The following is a 15,605-nucleotide window of genomic DNA, read 5'->3' on the forward strand; positions in this document are numbered from 1 at the left end:
CCGACTCATGACTCGCGCAAAGCCCCGCTCCGCAAAGCCATTCATCCTTTCGAGTGACAACACGAATACCTCCTTGGTGCGCTTATCGACCCGTTCGCCCGGCAGTAGGGTGGGGCCTTCTGTCACTCACCGGGGAAGACGCATGACAAAAACAACAATGCGCGCCATCTTCACACCGCAGGCGCTGGCAGCCGCGGTGGCTCTGGGTTGCTGTGCCCAGGCGCAAGCGGTTTCGTTCAACATCGGGGAAATCGAGGGCACGTTCGATTCGTCGCTGTCGGTGGGGGCGAGTTGGGGCATGCGCGATGCCGACAAGTCGCTGGTCGGCACGGTCAACGGTGGTACCGGGCAATCCTCGACCGGTGATGACGGGCGCTTGAACTTCAAGAAGGGCGAGACCTTTTCGAAAATCGTCAAAGGCATTCACGATCTAGAACTGAAGTACGGCGACACCGGTGTGTTCGTGCGTGGCAAGTACTGGTACGACTTCGAACTCAAGGATGAAGACCGCGAGTTCAAACAGATCAGCGACAAGGGCCGCAAGGAAGGCGCCAAGTCGTCCGGTGCGCAGATTCTCGATGCGTTCGTCTATCACAACTATTCCATCGGCGATCTGCCGGGCACTGTGCGCGCCGGCAAACAAGTGGTCAGTTGGGGCGAAAGTACTTTCATCGGCAACTCGATCAACAGCATCAACCCGATCGACGTCTCGGCGTTCCGGCGTCCCGGCGCGGAGATCAAGGAAGGCCTGATTCCGGTGAACATGCTGTTCGGCTCGCAAGGCCTGACGGATCAGTTGACCGTTGAAGGCTTTTATCAACTGGAGTGGGACCAGACCGTACTCGACAACTGCGGCACGTTCTTCGGCGTCGATGTGGCAGCGGACGGTTGCAACAGCGGCTACACCGTCGGCAATCCGGCGATTGCGCCGTTGGTGCCGTTGACCACGGCATTTGGTCAGGGCATTCAAGTCACCCGCGAAGGCGTGGTGATCCCCCGTGGCGGCGACCGCGATGCGCGGGATTCCGGGCAGTGGGGCACGGCGTTGCGCTGGCTGGGTGACGACACCGAGTACGGCCTGTACTTCATGAACTACCACAGCCGCACGCCAACAGTGGGCACCACCACCGCAGGGCTTTCGACCCTGGCGGCATTGCCGGGTATGGTCGGCATTGCCAACGGTCTGGCGCCCGGCAGCGGTTCGGGACTGGCGCAGAGTGTGATGCTCGGGCGCGGTGGCTATTACCTCGAATACCCGGAGGACATTCGCCTGTACGGCGCGAGTTTCTCCACCACATTGCCCACTGGCACTGCGTGGACCGGCGAGATCAGTTATCGGCCCAACGCTCCGGTGCAGGTCAGTACCAACGATCTGACTCTGGCGCTGCTCAACCCGATTGCCGGCGGCGCGGCTTCGCCGATCGCGACGACGCCAGGTTCCGACAACAAGGGTTACCGACGCAAAGAGGTCACCCAGATCCAGAGCACTCTCACGCACTTTTTCGATCAGGTGTGGGGTGCTCAACGCCTGACTCTGGTCGGTGAAGCAGCGGTGGTGCGGGTCGGTGGTCTGGAGTCTCGCAGCAAGCTGCGTTACGGCCGCGACTCGGTGTACGGCCAGTACGGTTTCGGTGGCGATACCGACGGCTTCGTCACCTCGACTTCGTGGGGCTACCGCGCCCGGGCGATCCTCGATTACGCCAACGTGATCGGCGGGATCAACCTCAAACCCAACCTGTCGTGGTCGCATGACGTCGCCGGTTACGGCCCCAACGGCCTGTTCAACGAAGGTGCGAAAGCGATCAGCGTCGGCGTCGATGCCGATTACCGCAACACCTACACCGCGAGCCTCAGTTACACCGACTTTTTCGGCGGCGATTACAACGTCCTCGAAGACCGTGACTTCGTGGCCCTGAGCTTCGGCGTGAACTTCTGATCTGCCCGAGAAGGATGAAAGCAATGCGCAAAATGATTCTGCAATGCGGTGTGCTGGCCCTGAGTCTGTTGGCGGCCAACGTGATGGCGGCAGTGTCGCCGGATGAGGCAAACAAACTCGGCACCAGCCTGACCCCGCTCGGCGCCGAGAAGGCCGGCAACGCTGACGGTTCGATCCCGGCGTGGACCGGTGGCATCCCGAAGAACGCCGGTGCGGTGGACAGCAAAGGCTTTCTCGCGGACCCGTTCGCCAGTGAAAAACCGTTGTTCACCATCACCGCAACCAACGTCGACCAGTACAAGAGCAAGCTTTCCGACGGCCAGGTAGCCATGTTCAAACGCTACCCGCAAACCTACAAGATCCCGGTCTATCCGACCCACCGCACCGTCGCCGTGCCGCCGGAAATCTACGAGTCGGCCAAGCGCAGCGCACTCAACGTTACCAGCATCAACGACGGCAACGGCCTTGCCAATTTCACCGGTAATCGCTATTACGCTTTCCCTATTCCGAAGAATGGCGTCGAGGTGTTGTGGAACCACATCACCCGATACCACGGCGGCAATCTGCGCCGAATCATCACCCAGGTCACGCCGCAAACCAACGGCAGCTACACGCCGATCCGCTTCGAAGAAGAGATCGCCGTGCCGCAACTGATGAAGGATATCGATCCGGAAAAAGCCGCCAACGTGCTGACCTTCTTCAAGCAGTCGGTAACGGCCCCGGCGCGCCTGGCCGGTAACGTGCTGCTGGTGCACGAAACCCTCGATCAGGTGAAGGAGCCACGTCTGGCGTGGATCTACAACGCCGGTCAGCGCCGTGTACGCCGCGCTCCGCAAGTCGCATATGACGGCCCGGGCACCGCCGCTGATGGCTTGCGTACGTCGGACAACTTCGACATGTTCTCCGGAGCACCGGATCGCTACGACTGGAAACTGGTCGGCAAGAAGGAAATGTACATTCCCTACAACAGCTACAAACTCGATTCGCCGAAGTTGAAATATGACGACATCGTCAAGGCCGGGCACATCAATCAGGATCTGACCCGCTATGAGTTGCACCGGGTCTGGGAAGTGATCGGCACGGTCAAGCCGAGCGAGCGACACATCTACGCCAAGCGCCACATGTACATCGACGAGGACAGCTGGCAAGTGGCGCTCGCCGATCACTACGACGGTCGCGGGCAACTGTGGCGCGTCGCCGAAGGCCATGCGCAGTACTACTACGATCACCAGGCTCAGGCCTACACCCTCGAAGCGCTCTACGACATCATTGCTGGCCGATACATTGCCCTGGGGATGAAGAACGAAGAGAAGCACAGTTTCGAATTCGGCTTCGAAGCCAAGGCTGCCGACTACACGCCATCGGCCCTGCGTGCCGAGGGGGTGCGGTAACGTTTCGGATACATCGACTGAACAAAAGGCGACCGCACGGTCGCCTTTTTTATGGCCGCCAATCAGCGTGCTGAATACTTATCAACAAGCGGTTTGGAGAGGGCTAGGGTGAGCCAACAACTATAAAAAGGTTCAACCGATGACCGCCATGACGCCGTGTCTGGATCGCCCCGGATTTCTGCCCAGACTGTCCGCCCATCATCAGGCACGCTCGCGATTGAGCGAGCCGTTGCTTGAGTCGATGGCGCGGGTCAGGCTGATCTGCGCTCCTGCGGGCAGTGGCAAGAGTGCGCTGCTTGCCGAGTGCCTGCTGCAGGCGCCGCCACGCTGCGAGGTCGGCTGGTTGCCGTTGGCAGGCGCGGCATTGAGTACCAGTGAATTTTGTCTGCGACTGGCGCAGGCGTTGGGGCTGGCCGAAACAACGGAGTCCGCTCTGGTCGCTGCGCTGAGTCGCTGGTCGAGGCCGACCTGGCTGTTTATCGATGACTACTGCCGCCTGCCGGATCCAGCGCTGGACGCGTTGCTTGATCGGTTATTGACGGTCAGCAGTTCCGCGTGCGTCTGGTGGATCGGCACGCGTAGACGCCCGCAATGCAACTGGCCACGCCTGCTGCTCGATGATGAACTGTACGAGTGCGAAAGCCCGACGCTGGCGCTCACGCAAGCAGAAATTGCCCATGCGCTGAAGCACTTGCCCGCCGAGCAGGCAAGCGACCTGTCCGCGCGAATCTACCAGCGAACCGCAGGCTGGTGCGCCGGGGTCCGCATGGCGCTGTTGCGCAAATGCGATTGGTCGCAGACAACTGAACCACAGCAACGCGTCGATACGCTGCTCGACTACCTGCAACATGAACTCTTCAGTGGCCTCACGCCGGAACTGACCGAAGTCTGGCGCGTGCTCGCACAAATGCCGCGCTTCAATGCTCAACTGTGCGAGCACTTGTTCGGCGCCGGGGAGGGGGCTGTACACCTGCGAACATTGCAAATGCTTGGCTGCTTTATTGAGCCCTGGAATGATTCTGCGGACTGGTCGCACATTTTTCCGCCGCTGTCTCGCGTCGTGCGCGAGGAACATTGGCCATCGCGCCGTACATGGCATCGACGTGCCTGTCAGTGGTTCAGTGCCGCACGGGATTGGCGCTCGGCATTTGAACAGGCGTTATTGGCAGAAGAATATGAAGCCGCAGTCAGCCTGCTGCAGCACTTCAGCTTCGAGCAGTTGTTTGAAGAGCAAACTGTCGTGTTATTGGTGCAGTTGCACGAGCAACAAGGTGTGGAGTTGACCCTGAGCACCCCGCAACTGGTCGGGCTGATTACCGCTGCGTTGCTCTTTGCCGGTCGTTTCGAACAGGCAGCGAAATGCATCGGGCACCTGGGGCGGTTCATGCCGCAGCCTTCGCCAGCGCTTGAGCGGCAGTTGATTGCGCGTTGGCAAACGTCGCAAGGCTGGTTATTGCATTTGGAAGGGCGGATGGAGTCCGCTCATGAACACTTTTCGCAAGCGCTGGAGGTACTCGATCTCGAGAACTGGATCGCTCGGGTGATGTGTTTGTCAGGGTTGACCCAGCAGGCTCTGTTGCGCGGGGAGCTGGATCTGGCCCACGCGCTGAATCGCCAGGCGCTATGTCTGGCGCGGGCGCAAGGCTCGCTGGTTTTCGAAGCACTGCTTGAACTCGATCACGGACAATTGCTCGAGCAGCGCGGCGCTGCACCTCGGGCTGAAAGTCTGCTGGCGGGCGTGCATGATTTGCTCGCCCGGCAGCCGAACCGGCTGAGCCCTTTGCTGGGACGGATTGCCTTGCGTCGCGGGCGCCTTGCGCTGAGTCAGGGGCTGGATGCCTCGGCGGCTGCGTTTTTCCATTCGGGGCTGGACGATTGCAAGCGCAATCAAGACAAGCGGGTTTTGTATGGTTATCTGGGACTGGCGCAACTGGCTGCCAACGAGGCAGATTATCAAAAGGCGTTCGTATGGCTGCGTGATGGTGAGCGTTTGATGCAGCAAAGGCAGATTCCGGAAACGGTTTATCGGGGAGTGCTGTTACAGGTCAGCAGCCTGTTCTGGTTACAGCAAGGACGTCCCGAGCTGGCATGCGAGGCCATGACACGTCTGCTGCGACACTATCAAGGATCGGATGCCTTGCAGGCACCGCCGGCGACACTTGAGCTGATTCCGCGGGTTGAGTATTTGCTGATCCTTGCACAAGTTGGGCTGCGTACGGCGCTCAATCCGATCGGTCGTCTCCAGCTTTTGCTGGAGGCGGCACATCAACGCAAAATGCTTTGGCTGGAAACCGACCTTCATCTGGTGTTGGCCGAGGCTGCCTTTATTCTAGGCGATCAGCCTTCGGCGCGGCGTCACTTACAGAAGGGGCTGGAAATGGCCAGTCACCATGGTTTGCATCAGGCGTTACGTGAACTGAAACTGCGTCAACCTGATTTGTTGAAAGAATTGAATAACAAGGTCGTAGATTCGCCCAGTGCCAGGAAACTGATTGATAGCGGTCTGCTCAGTCTCCGCGAGTTGGAAGTTTTAGGTCTGATCGCCAAGGGATATTCAAATCAACAAATTGCGGATCAGTTGTTTATTTCTCTACATACGGTAAAGACCCACGCCAGACGCATACATGGAAAGTTAGGTGTCGCACGACGAACTCAGGCGGTGGCGTGTGCCAAGTCAATGGGTATGGTGTTGTAGTGTTTTTGTTACATGTAATTTTTAGAAAGGGATGGGTTTGCTCTTTGTAATAAAGAAGACTGAATGTAAGCGTCAAGGTCTGGTGGTAGGCGGATTTTAGTTGTTGGCGGTGTCGGTATGAAGAAATAATTAATTTGTATTATTTATTCTGAATGTTTGGTTTTGGTCGTATACAAGATTGGAAAAGTATTCTGAGTATCTTTTCGATAAGTGCCCGGTTTAGTTTGAATTAGCGAAGCAAATGTCATTCGGATATTTGTAAGTATCAAACTGATAGGGTGTTTCGAAATGGAAGTTCGTAGTCTTGATGAGTCTGGATTTGGCAGATTGGGTGAGGCACTGGCCGCACTGTCGGATCACTTGAAGGGCGTGCCTGCATTTGATTTTATTTTACGTGCCTGTTTGAAGCGTGCACTTGGAGAGTTCGCGCCAGGGATCGATGAACGTCTTGTTCACATCAATGTTCGTGGCAATGTCAAACCGAAGCAAATGGAGCCGGTAGGAGGTTTGTTTCATGTTTTGAATGACTGCCTACAGCGTGGCAGGGCACCGACGTACGATGCGCAGTATTACGCGATTTATGATCGCCCGCTTTCAACCGATACTCGAAATATATACCCTGCGGTCTCTCTGGCCTCTGTGGAGAAACTGCTGACGCACCTGTTTCGAAACTTGCCAGACTACTATGTTGCTGCGCTACAAGAGTACTGGGCAGGAAAAGACGAAAGTAAGGGGCAGTTTTCCCTTCCTAGAAAAATGACCTTGGGCGAGCTTCAGGCCAATCTCTTTCTAAATGAACTTGAAGTTCTTGCTGATGAGGGCGCTATCAGCCGTGAGGAGCTTCAACGCATCCGCTATAGGGTTCAACCGGGTTCGCGCGGCTCATGGTATGGCGTATTTATCGGCAGCCGAGGGGACGCTTATAGCGAGCAACGTTCAATGTTCGCCATCCCGCTCGAAGCGCCCGTCAACGATGAACTTGTTCCTCGGGCCGATACGGCGATAGTGCTCTACTCCCCGACTCATGGCGTCGAAAAATTCTCTTCCTCTGCTCAGTTGCATCAGACGCTGGAGCAACGCTTGATGTCAGGTGACAGTCGTGAGGTGTTCTTGCAGTCGCTCGCGATCAATGAGCGAGAAACATTCCCGACCGCGCCTGAATTTCGTTATTTGAAAGTTGAGGCCGATCTGTTTGCACGCATCAGCGATAACGGGATTGAGAAATCTTGCGCTGATGTTGTGAAACAGCTGGCTCGGTTCGCAGATCCGGATTCGGATTTTGTTTCGGTTGTTGCGTCGGTGACGTCTGCACAGTCTCTACCAGACATTCCTCGTCTGGCGAAGGCTCGCCAGGCGGTACTTCTGCGCCAAGCGCAAAGAAACCGGTGGCCGGTCTGGTTAAAAAATGCCGGTTCGACGAATCAGGAAGTTTATGAGGCATTGCAACAGCGCCTGCTTGAAAGCGAGGTTCAATACCATGAAGTAACCAAGGGGTTCGCATCGCTCAAGGACTTTGCAAAAAATGAAGTGGAAGCATTCATTTCGCCGGGTAAGGACGTTCGGATTGACCCCGATAGCATCTTCGTCAATATCCGAAATGTGTTGAAAGTAACGAATGGCCAACAGATTGAGACAAAGGAGCGCAAGACGCTCACTCAGGCGTTCATGTACGGCGTGCATGATCGAGGAGGTCAATATGAGATTGCTGTAGAAAATCAGCCGTTTAACCCAAAATTTACGCCTTCCAATCTGATCAATTCGATCATTTCGCTGAATGTGCGTAACCGGTATAACGACGCGCGGCAAGCAGTCTACTCCAAGCGTGAAGTTTTCGACGCTCTTCGAGAAGTTCAAGGCAAGAGGACGGCGCTGTCGATATTTAGCGCGGTTCTGCAAAAGCATGTGAGCTCGCGTGCCAATGACATGGTCAATCGCTATAACTTTGGTGATCTGTCTTTTATGTCCGGGGAGATCAAGCTCGGTGCGAAATATGAAGCGTTCAAAGACTTGAGGTATTTTGCACAAAAGCTTAATCGCGAAGACTTCATCGTGTTGTATGCGCCGGGTTTTCCATCCGGACAAGAGTGGTTTGAGTTTCCCAATTCAAGACAGTTAAGGAATGAATTATTAGCATGGGTCCAGGACGATGAAATTTGGGAGTATTTGAAGGGTCAGGCCGTTCTGTCTGATGTAAACAGAATGGTGGCTGAAGTCACAGGGGATAGTTGGACTCTACGGTGGATTGGCCAATCGAGCTTTGAATTCCCGTTCACTACTGAAGACTACCCGTTGGAAAATGCGGTAAAAAATATCCTCAGTTGGGAAGCGAAACAAATTGAAGCCTTCACACCTCAGTGGTTCAGGAAAGCCTCGGTGGAGGAACAAGGATTATCCGTTCGACTGCATACAGAACTCAAGGCTATTCAGAGCATTGCAAAAGACGATCTGAAAATCGTGCCTTTCAAGGAGTTTGCTCGTGATCTGGTGATGAAGACATTCGCCCAGTACTGGGATCGAAAGGGACTTAAAGTTCCTGTCTTCGATCCGGAAAATGTAAGGGTCAAAATTAATAATGTTCCAGAAATGACGCTCACCAATCTGTTCATCCAGTGGCAGACCTGGCGTAGTGACGTTTCGATTTTTGAGAAAATTCTGAGTGCCGTCGTTCCAGGAGTCTCCATAGCAATAGGTGAGTTAAGAGATTACCTTCGAACTGCCAAATTCAGCGGTTCGGTTCCACGAGCATTAAATGTACAGGTCATCAATGATCTTATTGATCTTAAGCCCGGTGAACTTTATGAGGCGTATCTTGAAAAACAATTCATCTCGACCCCACGTCGTGCTCTGAAAGAAGTTTTTTACCGAGAGCTGAAACAGAACGAAATGCTCACTGCAGCCCTGGCCCAGAAAATCAGGCGCACGATATCCAATGAGGATTTCAATTGGTTGAAAGCGCTTATTGATGGTCTTGATAGAAATAGTCCCGGCACTGATTTATACACAGTAGGCGCTCAATCCGTGCCGGACGTGGGCGTTTATCATTTCACCTTGGAAGGCAGGAAAATTCACGGCGCTTATATCTTTAGTCGCCAGTTTAACGGGCGGCTGCAGTCTGTTGTTTATACGCCGGGTACCCATGACGGGAATGATTTCTTCCCTGTCGAACAGTTGTCGGCGCGGCTTGAAGATTCCGCCTTTAAAGGCCATGTTTTACGAATGGTCAGTCTTGAAGATCAAAAGGCTGTCAAACAACTCACAGATAAGTACAAAAGCGGGGGCACACGCGAACGGCCGCCCGTGCTGTACAACGCGTATGGGGTTGGCAACGAGTTCAAACACGAGTACGTCGCCCTGGTAAAGCGTTTCATGGCTGACGTGGATTATCAAACCACCAGCACTTGGGAGGCGGTCTGGGTCGATGCCAAGATTTTGATTGGTGTCGCTTTGGATGTTGTCTCGTTGTTCGTGCCTCCAGTAGGCGCGGTGGTGAGTGTACTGCGAATCGCCTATACGATCGTTGAGGGGATTTCGGCCTCACTGGACGGCGATAAGGAAGCAGCCAATGCCTACTTTGCCAGTGCCTGGAGGGCGGCCATCATGTTTTATATCGGCAAGATCTCCGGCGTCGGCAACTCTGTCAGCGCGTACGGACTACTGTCTCAGATCAAGGATTATGCAGACCTGCTCTCGGATGTAACCGGTGTCCCCGTCGGCATCAGCTATGTCACCGCAGTCGCCGTAGCGCCTCACAGAGTGGAAAGCACCACCCGACTGATCGGTTGATCCAGTAATCGAAGCGCCGGCTACTCTTTCAGGACGCTGGCGTCTCGAATCCCATCCGCCAACTCACGGCCCGCGTCGCAGCCAACAACCGCTGCGCCGCCGGGCCGTTTTCGTCTGCGTGGAACAACGAGGTCGGGCCGACGATGGTCAGCACCGCAGCGACTTGTCCAACGGCGTTGAACACCGGCGCCGACAAGGCATCCACGCCCGGCATCAACAAACCATGCACATGATGCAGACCGCGTTCGCGGATCTGTTCACACAAGGTTGCGTAAACCTTTTCATCGGCCAGCGGATGGTCGGCGACGGCGATTTCCTGCTCGCGCAATTCGTCTGTTTCCCGATGTGGCAGATAGGCGCTGAACACCAGTCCGGTCGAGGAACTGAGCAGCGGCAGCACCGAGCCCAATTGCGTCACCACCGTCACCGCACGCACGGCCGGTTCGATGTGCACCACGGTCGCACCCTGATTGCCCCACACCGCCAGGAAGCAGGTTTCGTTGAGTTCGTCGCGCAATTCGGCCAGCGGCAGGGCGGCGACTTTCAGCACGTCCATACTGTTGAGGGCGGCCAGGCCAACGCGCAGCGCTTCACGGCCGAGGCCGTAATGGTTGGTGGCGGGGTTCTGCTCGGCAAAACCCGAGGCGATCAACGCTTGCAGATAACGATGCACTTTGCTCGCCGGCATCTGCACATGTTCGGCCAGACGCGACAGCGACGTGGCTGGCGACAACTCGGCCAGGGCCTTGAGGATGTCGGTGCCGACTTCGGCGGAGCGGACTTTCTGTTTGCCGTTGCTGTCGCTGGTTTTTTCCATGGTGCTGCCGGGATCCGAAAACGAATGGGCGTCTTTATAGCTTGACGCTGGATAGCGAGCAAATTACGTTATGCGTAATCGAATTACGATAATAACAACCCCGGCGTGCCGAAACCTCTGAGCCAGAGCGATGGGCCACTGCCGACTCCCTGTTCAGGAGGCTCCATGAACCTCGATTCAACCGCGTCGACGCTGGCTTATCAGTCCGGCTTCGGCAACGAATTCAGCTCTGAAGCGTTGCCCGGCGCGCTGCCTGTTGGTCAGAATTCCCCGCAAAAAGCCCCATACGGCCTCTATACCGAATTGTTCTCCGGCACTGCGTTCACCATGACCCGCAGTGAAGCGCGACGCACCTGGATGTACCGGATTCAGCCGTCGGCCAATCACCCGGCGTTCGTCAAGCTGGAGCGGCAACTGGCGGGCGGCCCGTTGGGTGAAGTGACCCCCAATCGCCTGCGGTGGAACCCTTTGGACATCCCGAGCGAGCCGACCGATTTCATCGACGGCCTGGTGAGCATGGCGGCCAACGCCGGTGCTGAAAAACCCGCCGGGATCAGCATCTACAACTACGCCGCCAACCGCTCGATGGAGCGTGTATTTTTCAACGCCGACGGCGAACTGCTGCTGGTGCCGCAACTCGGGCGTCTGCGCATCGCTACTGAACTGGGTGTGTTGGAAGTGGCGCCGCTGGAGATCGTCGTGCTGCCGCGCGGTTTGAAATTCCGCGTCGAACTGCTCGATCCGCAGGCGCGCGGCTACATCGCCGAGAACCATGGCGCACCGCTGCGCCTGCCGGATCTGGGACCGATCGGCAGCAACGGTCTGGCCAATCCGCGCGACTTCCTGACACCGGTCGCCGCCTACGAAAACCTGCAACAACCGACCACGCTGGTGCAGAAATTCCTCGGCCAATTGTGGGCCACCGAACTCAATCACTCGCCGCTGAACGTGGTCGCCTGGCACGGCAACAACGTGCCCTACAAATATGATCTGCGCCGCTTCAACACCATCGGCACGGTCAGTTTCGATCACCCGGACCCGTCGATCTTCACCGTATTGACCTCGCCGACCAGCGTGCACGGTCTGGCCAACCTCGACTTTGTGATCTTCCCGCCGCGCTGGATGGTGGCCGAGAACACCTTCCGTCCGCCGTGGTTCCACCGCAACCTGATGAACGAATTCATGGGCCTGATCCAGGGCGAATACGACGCCAAGGCCGAAGGTTTCGTGCCCGGCGGCGCCTCGCTGCACAGCTGCATGAGCGCCCACGGCCCGGATGGCGAGACCTGTACCAAAGCGATCAACGCCGATCTCAAACCGGCGAAAATCGACAACACCATGGCCTTCATGTTCGAGACCAGTCAGGTGCTGCGCCCAAGCCGTTTTGCCCTCGACTGCCCGCAACTGCAATCCACTTACGACGCCTGCTGGGCCACGCTGCCCGCCACGTTCGACCCGACCCGGAGATAACCCATGACTCAGAATTCCATCACCCGCAGTTGGGTCGCTTCGGCCAACGGCCACGCCGATTTTCCGTTGCAGAACCTGCCGTTGGGCGTGTTCAGCGTTGAGGGCGCCGAGCCGCGCAGTGGCGTGGCGATTGGCGAACACATCTTCGATCTGCAAGTAGCACTTGAGGCCGGTCTGTTCGACGGCGTTGCTCGCACGGCGGTTGAAGCTATGCACGGCGGACAACTGAACGCATTCTTCGAGTTGGGTCGCGAGGCGCGTGTTGCTCTACGCGAACGTCTGCTGGAACTGTTCAGCGAAGGCAGCACCCTGCGCGGCAACATCGAAGCTCAAGGCGCAAAACTGCTGCCGTTGGCCGCCGATTGCCAGTTGCATTTGCCGGCGCGCATCAGCGACTACACCGACTTCTACGTCGGCATTGAGCATGCGCAGAACGTCGGCAAACTGTTCCGCCCCGACAACCCGTTGCTGCCTAATTACAAGCATGTGCCGATCGGTTATCACGGTCGCGCCTCCACCGTGCGCGCGTCCGGCACCGACGTGCGTCGCCCGAAAGGCCAAACCTTGCCGGCGGGTGCGAGCGAGCCGACCTTCGGCCCTTGCGCGCGTCTGGACTACGAGCTGGAGTTGGGGATCTGGATCGGGCAGGGCAACGAGATGGGCGAGTCTATTGCCATCGGTGATGCCGCCGAACACATCGCCGGTTTCTGCCTGCTCAATGACTGGTCGGCCCGCGATATCCAGGCCTGGGAATACCAGCCGCTGGGGCCTTTCCTGTCCAAGAGTTTCCTCACCAGCGTCTCGCCGTGGGTGGTCACCGCCGAAGCGCTGCAGCCATTCCGCACAGCACAACCGGCGCGTCCTGAAGGTGATCCGCAGCCGCTGCCGTACCTGTTCGATAAACGCGATCAGGATGGCGGCGCCTTCGACATTGAACTGGAAGTGCTGCTGCTCACCGAAGCCATGCGCGAGCAGAATCTGCCGGCGCACCGTCTGACCCTGAGCAACACCCGTTACATGTACTGGACCGTGGCGCAAATGGTCGCGCACCACAGCGTCAACGGCTGCCAGTTGCAGGCCGGCGATCTGTTCGGTTCGGGCACTTTGTCCGGCCCTGAAAACGGTCAGTTCGGCAGCCTGCTGGAAATCACCGAGGGCGGCAAAAAGCCGATCGAACTGGCGTCCGGCGAGGTGCGTAAATTCCTTGAGGACGGTGACGAAATCATCCTGCGCGCACGCTGCGCCCGCGACGGTTTTGCCTCCATCGGCTTCGGCGAATGCCGCGGCAAAGTGCTGGCGGCGCGCTGACAGGAGCGGCTCATGGATCTTTATACCTATTACCGTTCGACCTCGTCGTATCGGGTGCGGATCGCGCTGGCGCTCAAGGGCCTCGACTATCAGGCGTTGCCGGTCAATCTGATCGCGCCGTCCGGTGGCGAGCATCGGCAGGCGGCGTATCTGTCGGTCAATCCGCAGGGGCGGGTGCCGGCCTTGCGTACTGATGATGGTGAGTTGCTGATCCAGTCGCCGGCGATCATCGAGTACCTGGAAGAACGTTATCCACAGATGCCGCTGTTGCCCGAAGACCTCGCTGCGCGCGCCCATGTGCGTGGCGTCGCGGCGGTGATCGGTTGCGATGTGCATCCGCTGCACAACGTCAGCGTGCTCAATCGGCTGCGTCAGTTGGGGCACGATGAACCGCAGGTGGTGGAGTGGATCAGTCACTGGATCAGCCAGGGCCTGGCGACGGTTGAGCAGTTGATCGGCGACAGCGGCTTCTGTTTCGGCGAGTGGCCGTGCGTGGCGGACGTTTACCTGATCCCGCAGTTGTATGCGGCAGAGCGGTTCAATGTTTCGCTGGAGGCTTACCCGCGTATTCGTCGCGTTGCGGCGTTGGCTGCCGAGCATCCGGCGTTTATCAAGGCGCATCCCGCTAACCAGCCAGATACACCGTAATACCCCCTGTGGGAGCGAGCCTGCTCGCGAATGCTGAGTGTCAGCCACCATTCATTTACCTGACACACCGCATTCGCGAGCAGGCTCGCTCCCACAAGGTTCGGCGTTGATCCACGCAAAAAAACCATAAAAACAAAACAGGAACCTTGCGATGCACAACCAGATTGCCAGCTTCCGGGCGGCACTCGACGCCCGTCCTGTGTCCCGCTATCAGTGGTTGCTCTTGATCCTGCTTGCGTTGTTGCTAGTCACCGACGGCTATGACGCCCAAGTGCTCGGTTATGTGGTGCCGGCACTGGCGCAGGACTGGGGGCTGGAAAAATCTGCGTTCGGCCCTGTGTTCAGCGCCAACCTGCTGGGCCTCACCATTGGCTCTCTCGTCGTCACGCCACTGGCCGACCGCTTCGGCGTGCGCCGCATCCTGCTCGCCTGCGTACTGATTTACGCGAGCCTGACGGTGCTGATGGTGTTCGCCGATTCTCTGAATTCGCTGATGATCGCGCGCTTCATCTGCGGGATCGGCATGGGCGGCGCAATGCCCAGCGCCATGGCATTGATGTCGGAATATTCGCCACCGCGCCTGCGCACACTGATGGTCACGCTGGCCGCGTGCGGCTTCTCGTTCGGCGGTGCGGCGGGTGGTTTTGTTGCGGCGGGGTTTATCGATCAATTCGGCTGGCAAGCGGTGTTTCTCGCCGGCGGTGTGACGCCGTTGCTGCTGTTCCCGTTCCTCTGGTGGATGCTGCCGGAATCCTTGCCGCGTCTGCTGCGTGATGCCCCGCCGTATGCGCGGCTGCGCAAAGTCACCGCGCGGATGCTGCCCGACTGGCAACCGCCAGCCGCCTCCGTTGAACAGAACGAGCAGGAGCAGGGCAGCAAACTGACCGTGGTCGAGTTGTTCCGTAACGGCTACGCGCGGCCGACCTTGCTGATCTGGGCGACGTTTTTCGTCAGCCTGATTTTGCTGTACTTCATGATCAGTTGGCTGCCGTCACTGTTGCTGGAAAGCGGCCTGAAACTCAACGAAGCCAACCTGGTGACGTCGATGTTCCTGTTCGCCGGGACCCTGGGCGCGATCTGCATGGCCTGGTTCGCCGACCGCTTGAAACGCAAGGTGCGTCTGTTATCCGCCGTGCTCGCGTGCGCAGCGTTGTGCACAATCCTGCTGGGACTCAATCACGACAACCCGCGTTATCTGGTGGCCTGCGTGTTTGCCGCAGGCTTCTGCATCATCGGCGGGCAACTGACCCTGAATGCGTTCGCCAGTAACTTCTATCCCGCGCATGTACGCGCCACTGGCACCGGTTGGGCGTTGGGGGTAGGGCGTTTCGGTTCGATTCTTGGGCCGCTGTTCGGCAGTTTGCTGTTGGCGATGCATATTCCGGTGGAGCAGATTTTCTTCTTCTGCGCGATTCCGGCCGTTATTGCCGCGCTGTTGATCATTCAGGTGCGCTCGCCTGCTGAAATCACAGCGATCACTGTGGGAGCGAGCTTGCTCGCGAAGAACGATAACGCGGTTTGACTCATGGACCGAGGCGCCTGATTCGCGAGCAGGCT

9 protein-coding genes are annotated in these 15,605 nt (G+C 57.6%); 8 read left to right on the forward strand and 1 reads right to left on the reverse strand.

The window, feature by feature from the left end:
* The first annotated feature begins 142 nt into the window (after positions 1-142).
* The 4 genes from ACA043_RS04505 (at position 143) to ACA043_RS04520 (ending at position 9,805) form a co-directional block, all read left to right on the forward strand.
* Positions 143-1,936, forward strand: coding sequence for a DUF1302 domain-containing protein (locus ACA043_RS04505; RefSeq protein ID WP_497616488.1), 1,794 nt, complete (start codon positions 143-145; stop codon positions 1,934-1,936).
* Positions 1,937-1,959: 23 nt separating this feature from the next.
* A complete protein-coding gene (locus tag ACA043_RS04510) occupies positions 1,960-3,327 on the forward strand; it encodes a DUF1329 domain-containing protein (RefSeq protein WP_497658681.1) in 1,368 nt (455 codons plus the stop codon).
* Between the two features lie 139 nt (positions 3,328-3,466).
* Positions 3,467-6,022: a LuxR C-terminal-related transcriptional regulator gene (locus ACA043_RS04515; RefSeq protein WP_497658682.1), complete on the forward strand. Its 2,556-nt coding sequence runs from the start codon at positions 3,467-3,469 to the stop codon at positions 6,020-6,022.
* A gap of 288 nt (positions 6,023-6,310) precedes the next feature.
* Positions 6,311-9,805, forward strand: coding sequence for a dermonecrotic toxin domain-containing protein (locus ACA043_RS04520; RefSeq protein ID WP_497658683.1), 3,495 nt, complete (start codon positions 6,311-6,313; stop codon positions 9,803-9,805).
* A gap of 28 nt (positions 9,806-9,833) precedes the next feature.
* Here ACA043_RS04520 and ACA043_RS04525 read toward each other — a convergent pair whose 3' ends face one another.
* A complete protein-coding gene (locus ACA043_RS04525) occupies positions 9,834-10,622 on the reverse strand; it encodes an IclR family transcriptional regulator (protein ID WP_489879213.1) in 789 nt (262 codons plus the stop codon).
* A gap of 165 nt (positions 10,623-10,787) precedes the next feature.
* On the opposite strand from ACA043_RS04525, the gene hmgA reads away from it, so the two are divergent.
* From hmgA to ACA043_RS04545, 4 genes are all read left to right on the forward strand, one after another.
* Positions 10,788-12,092, forward strand: coding sequence for a homogentisate 1,2-dioxygenase (gene hmgA, locus ACA043_RS04530; RefSeq protein WP_187676826.1), 1,305 nt, complete (start codon positions 10,788-10,790; stop codon positions 12,090-12,092).
* Positions 12,093-12,095: 3 nt separating this feature from the next.
* Positions 12,096-13,400: a fumarylacetoacetase gene (gene fahA / locus ACA043_RS04535; protein WP_497658684.1), complete on the forward strand. Its 1,305-nt coding sequence runs from the start codon at positions 12,096-12,098 to the stop codon at positions 13,398-13,400.
* A 12-nt stretch (positions 13,401-13,412) separates the two neighbouring features.
* On the forward strand, positions 13,413-14,048 hold the full coding sequence (gene maiA, locus ACA043_RS04540) for a maleylacetoacetate isomerase (RefSeq protein WP_489879210.1): 636 nt from the start codon (positions 13,413-13,415) through the stop codon (positions 14,046-14,048).
* A 151-nt stretch (positions 14,049-14,199) separates the two neighbouring features.
* Complete coding sequence (locus ACA043_RS04545) at positions 14,200-15,570, forward strand: MFS transporter (RefSeq protein WP_489879209.1); 1,371 nt, start codon at positions 14,200-14,202, stop codon at positions 15,568-15,570.
* Positions 15,571-15,605: the final 35 nt, after the last annotated feature.

The sequence above is a fragment of the Pseudomonas sp. LBUM1648 genome, from assembly GCF_059716145.1.

Coding starts and splice junctions, on each gene's coding strand:
- ACA043_RS04505 (WP_497616488.1), top strand. CDS start 143: ATGACAAAAACAACAATGCGCGCCATCTTCACACCGCAGGCGCTGGCA.
- ACA043_RS04510 (WP_497658681.1), top strand. CDS start 1,960: ATGCGCAAAATGATTCTGCAATGCGGTGTGCTGGCCCTGAGTCTGTTG.
- ACA043_RS04515 (WP_497658682.1), top strand. CDS start 3,467: ATGACCGCCATGACGCCGTGTCTGGATCGCCCCGGATTTCTGCCCAGA.
- ACA043_RS04520 (WP_497658683.1), top strand. CDS start 6,311: ATGGAAGTTCGTAGTCTTGATGAGTCTGGATTTGGCAGATTGGGTGAG.
- ACA043_RS04525 (WP_489879213.1), bottom strand. CDS start 10,622: ATGGAAAAAACCAGCGACAGCAACGGCAAACAGAAAGTCCGCTCCGCC.
- hmgA (WP_187676826.1), top strand. CDS start 10,788: ATGAACCTCGATTCAACCGCGTCGACGCTGGCTTATCAGTCCGGCTTC.
- fahA (WP_497658684.1), top strand. CDS start 12,096: ATGACTCAGAATTCCATCACCCGCAGTTGGGTCGCTTCGGCCAACGGC.
- maiA (WP_489879210.1), top strand. CDS start 13,413: ATGGATCTTTATACCTATTACCGTTCGACCTCGTCGTATCGGGTGCGG.
- ACA043_RS04545 (WP_489879209.1), top strand. CDS start 14,200: ATGCACAACCAGATTGCCAGCTTCCGGGCGGCACTCGACGCCCGTCCT.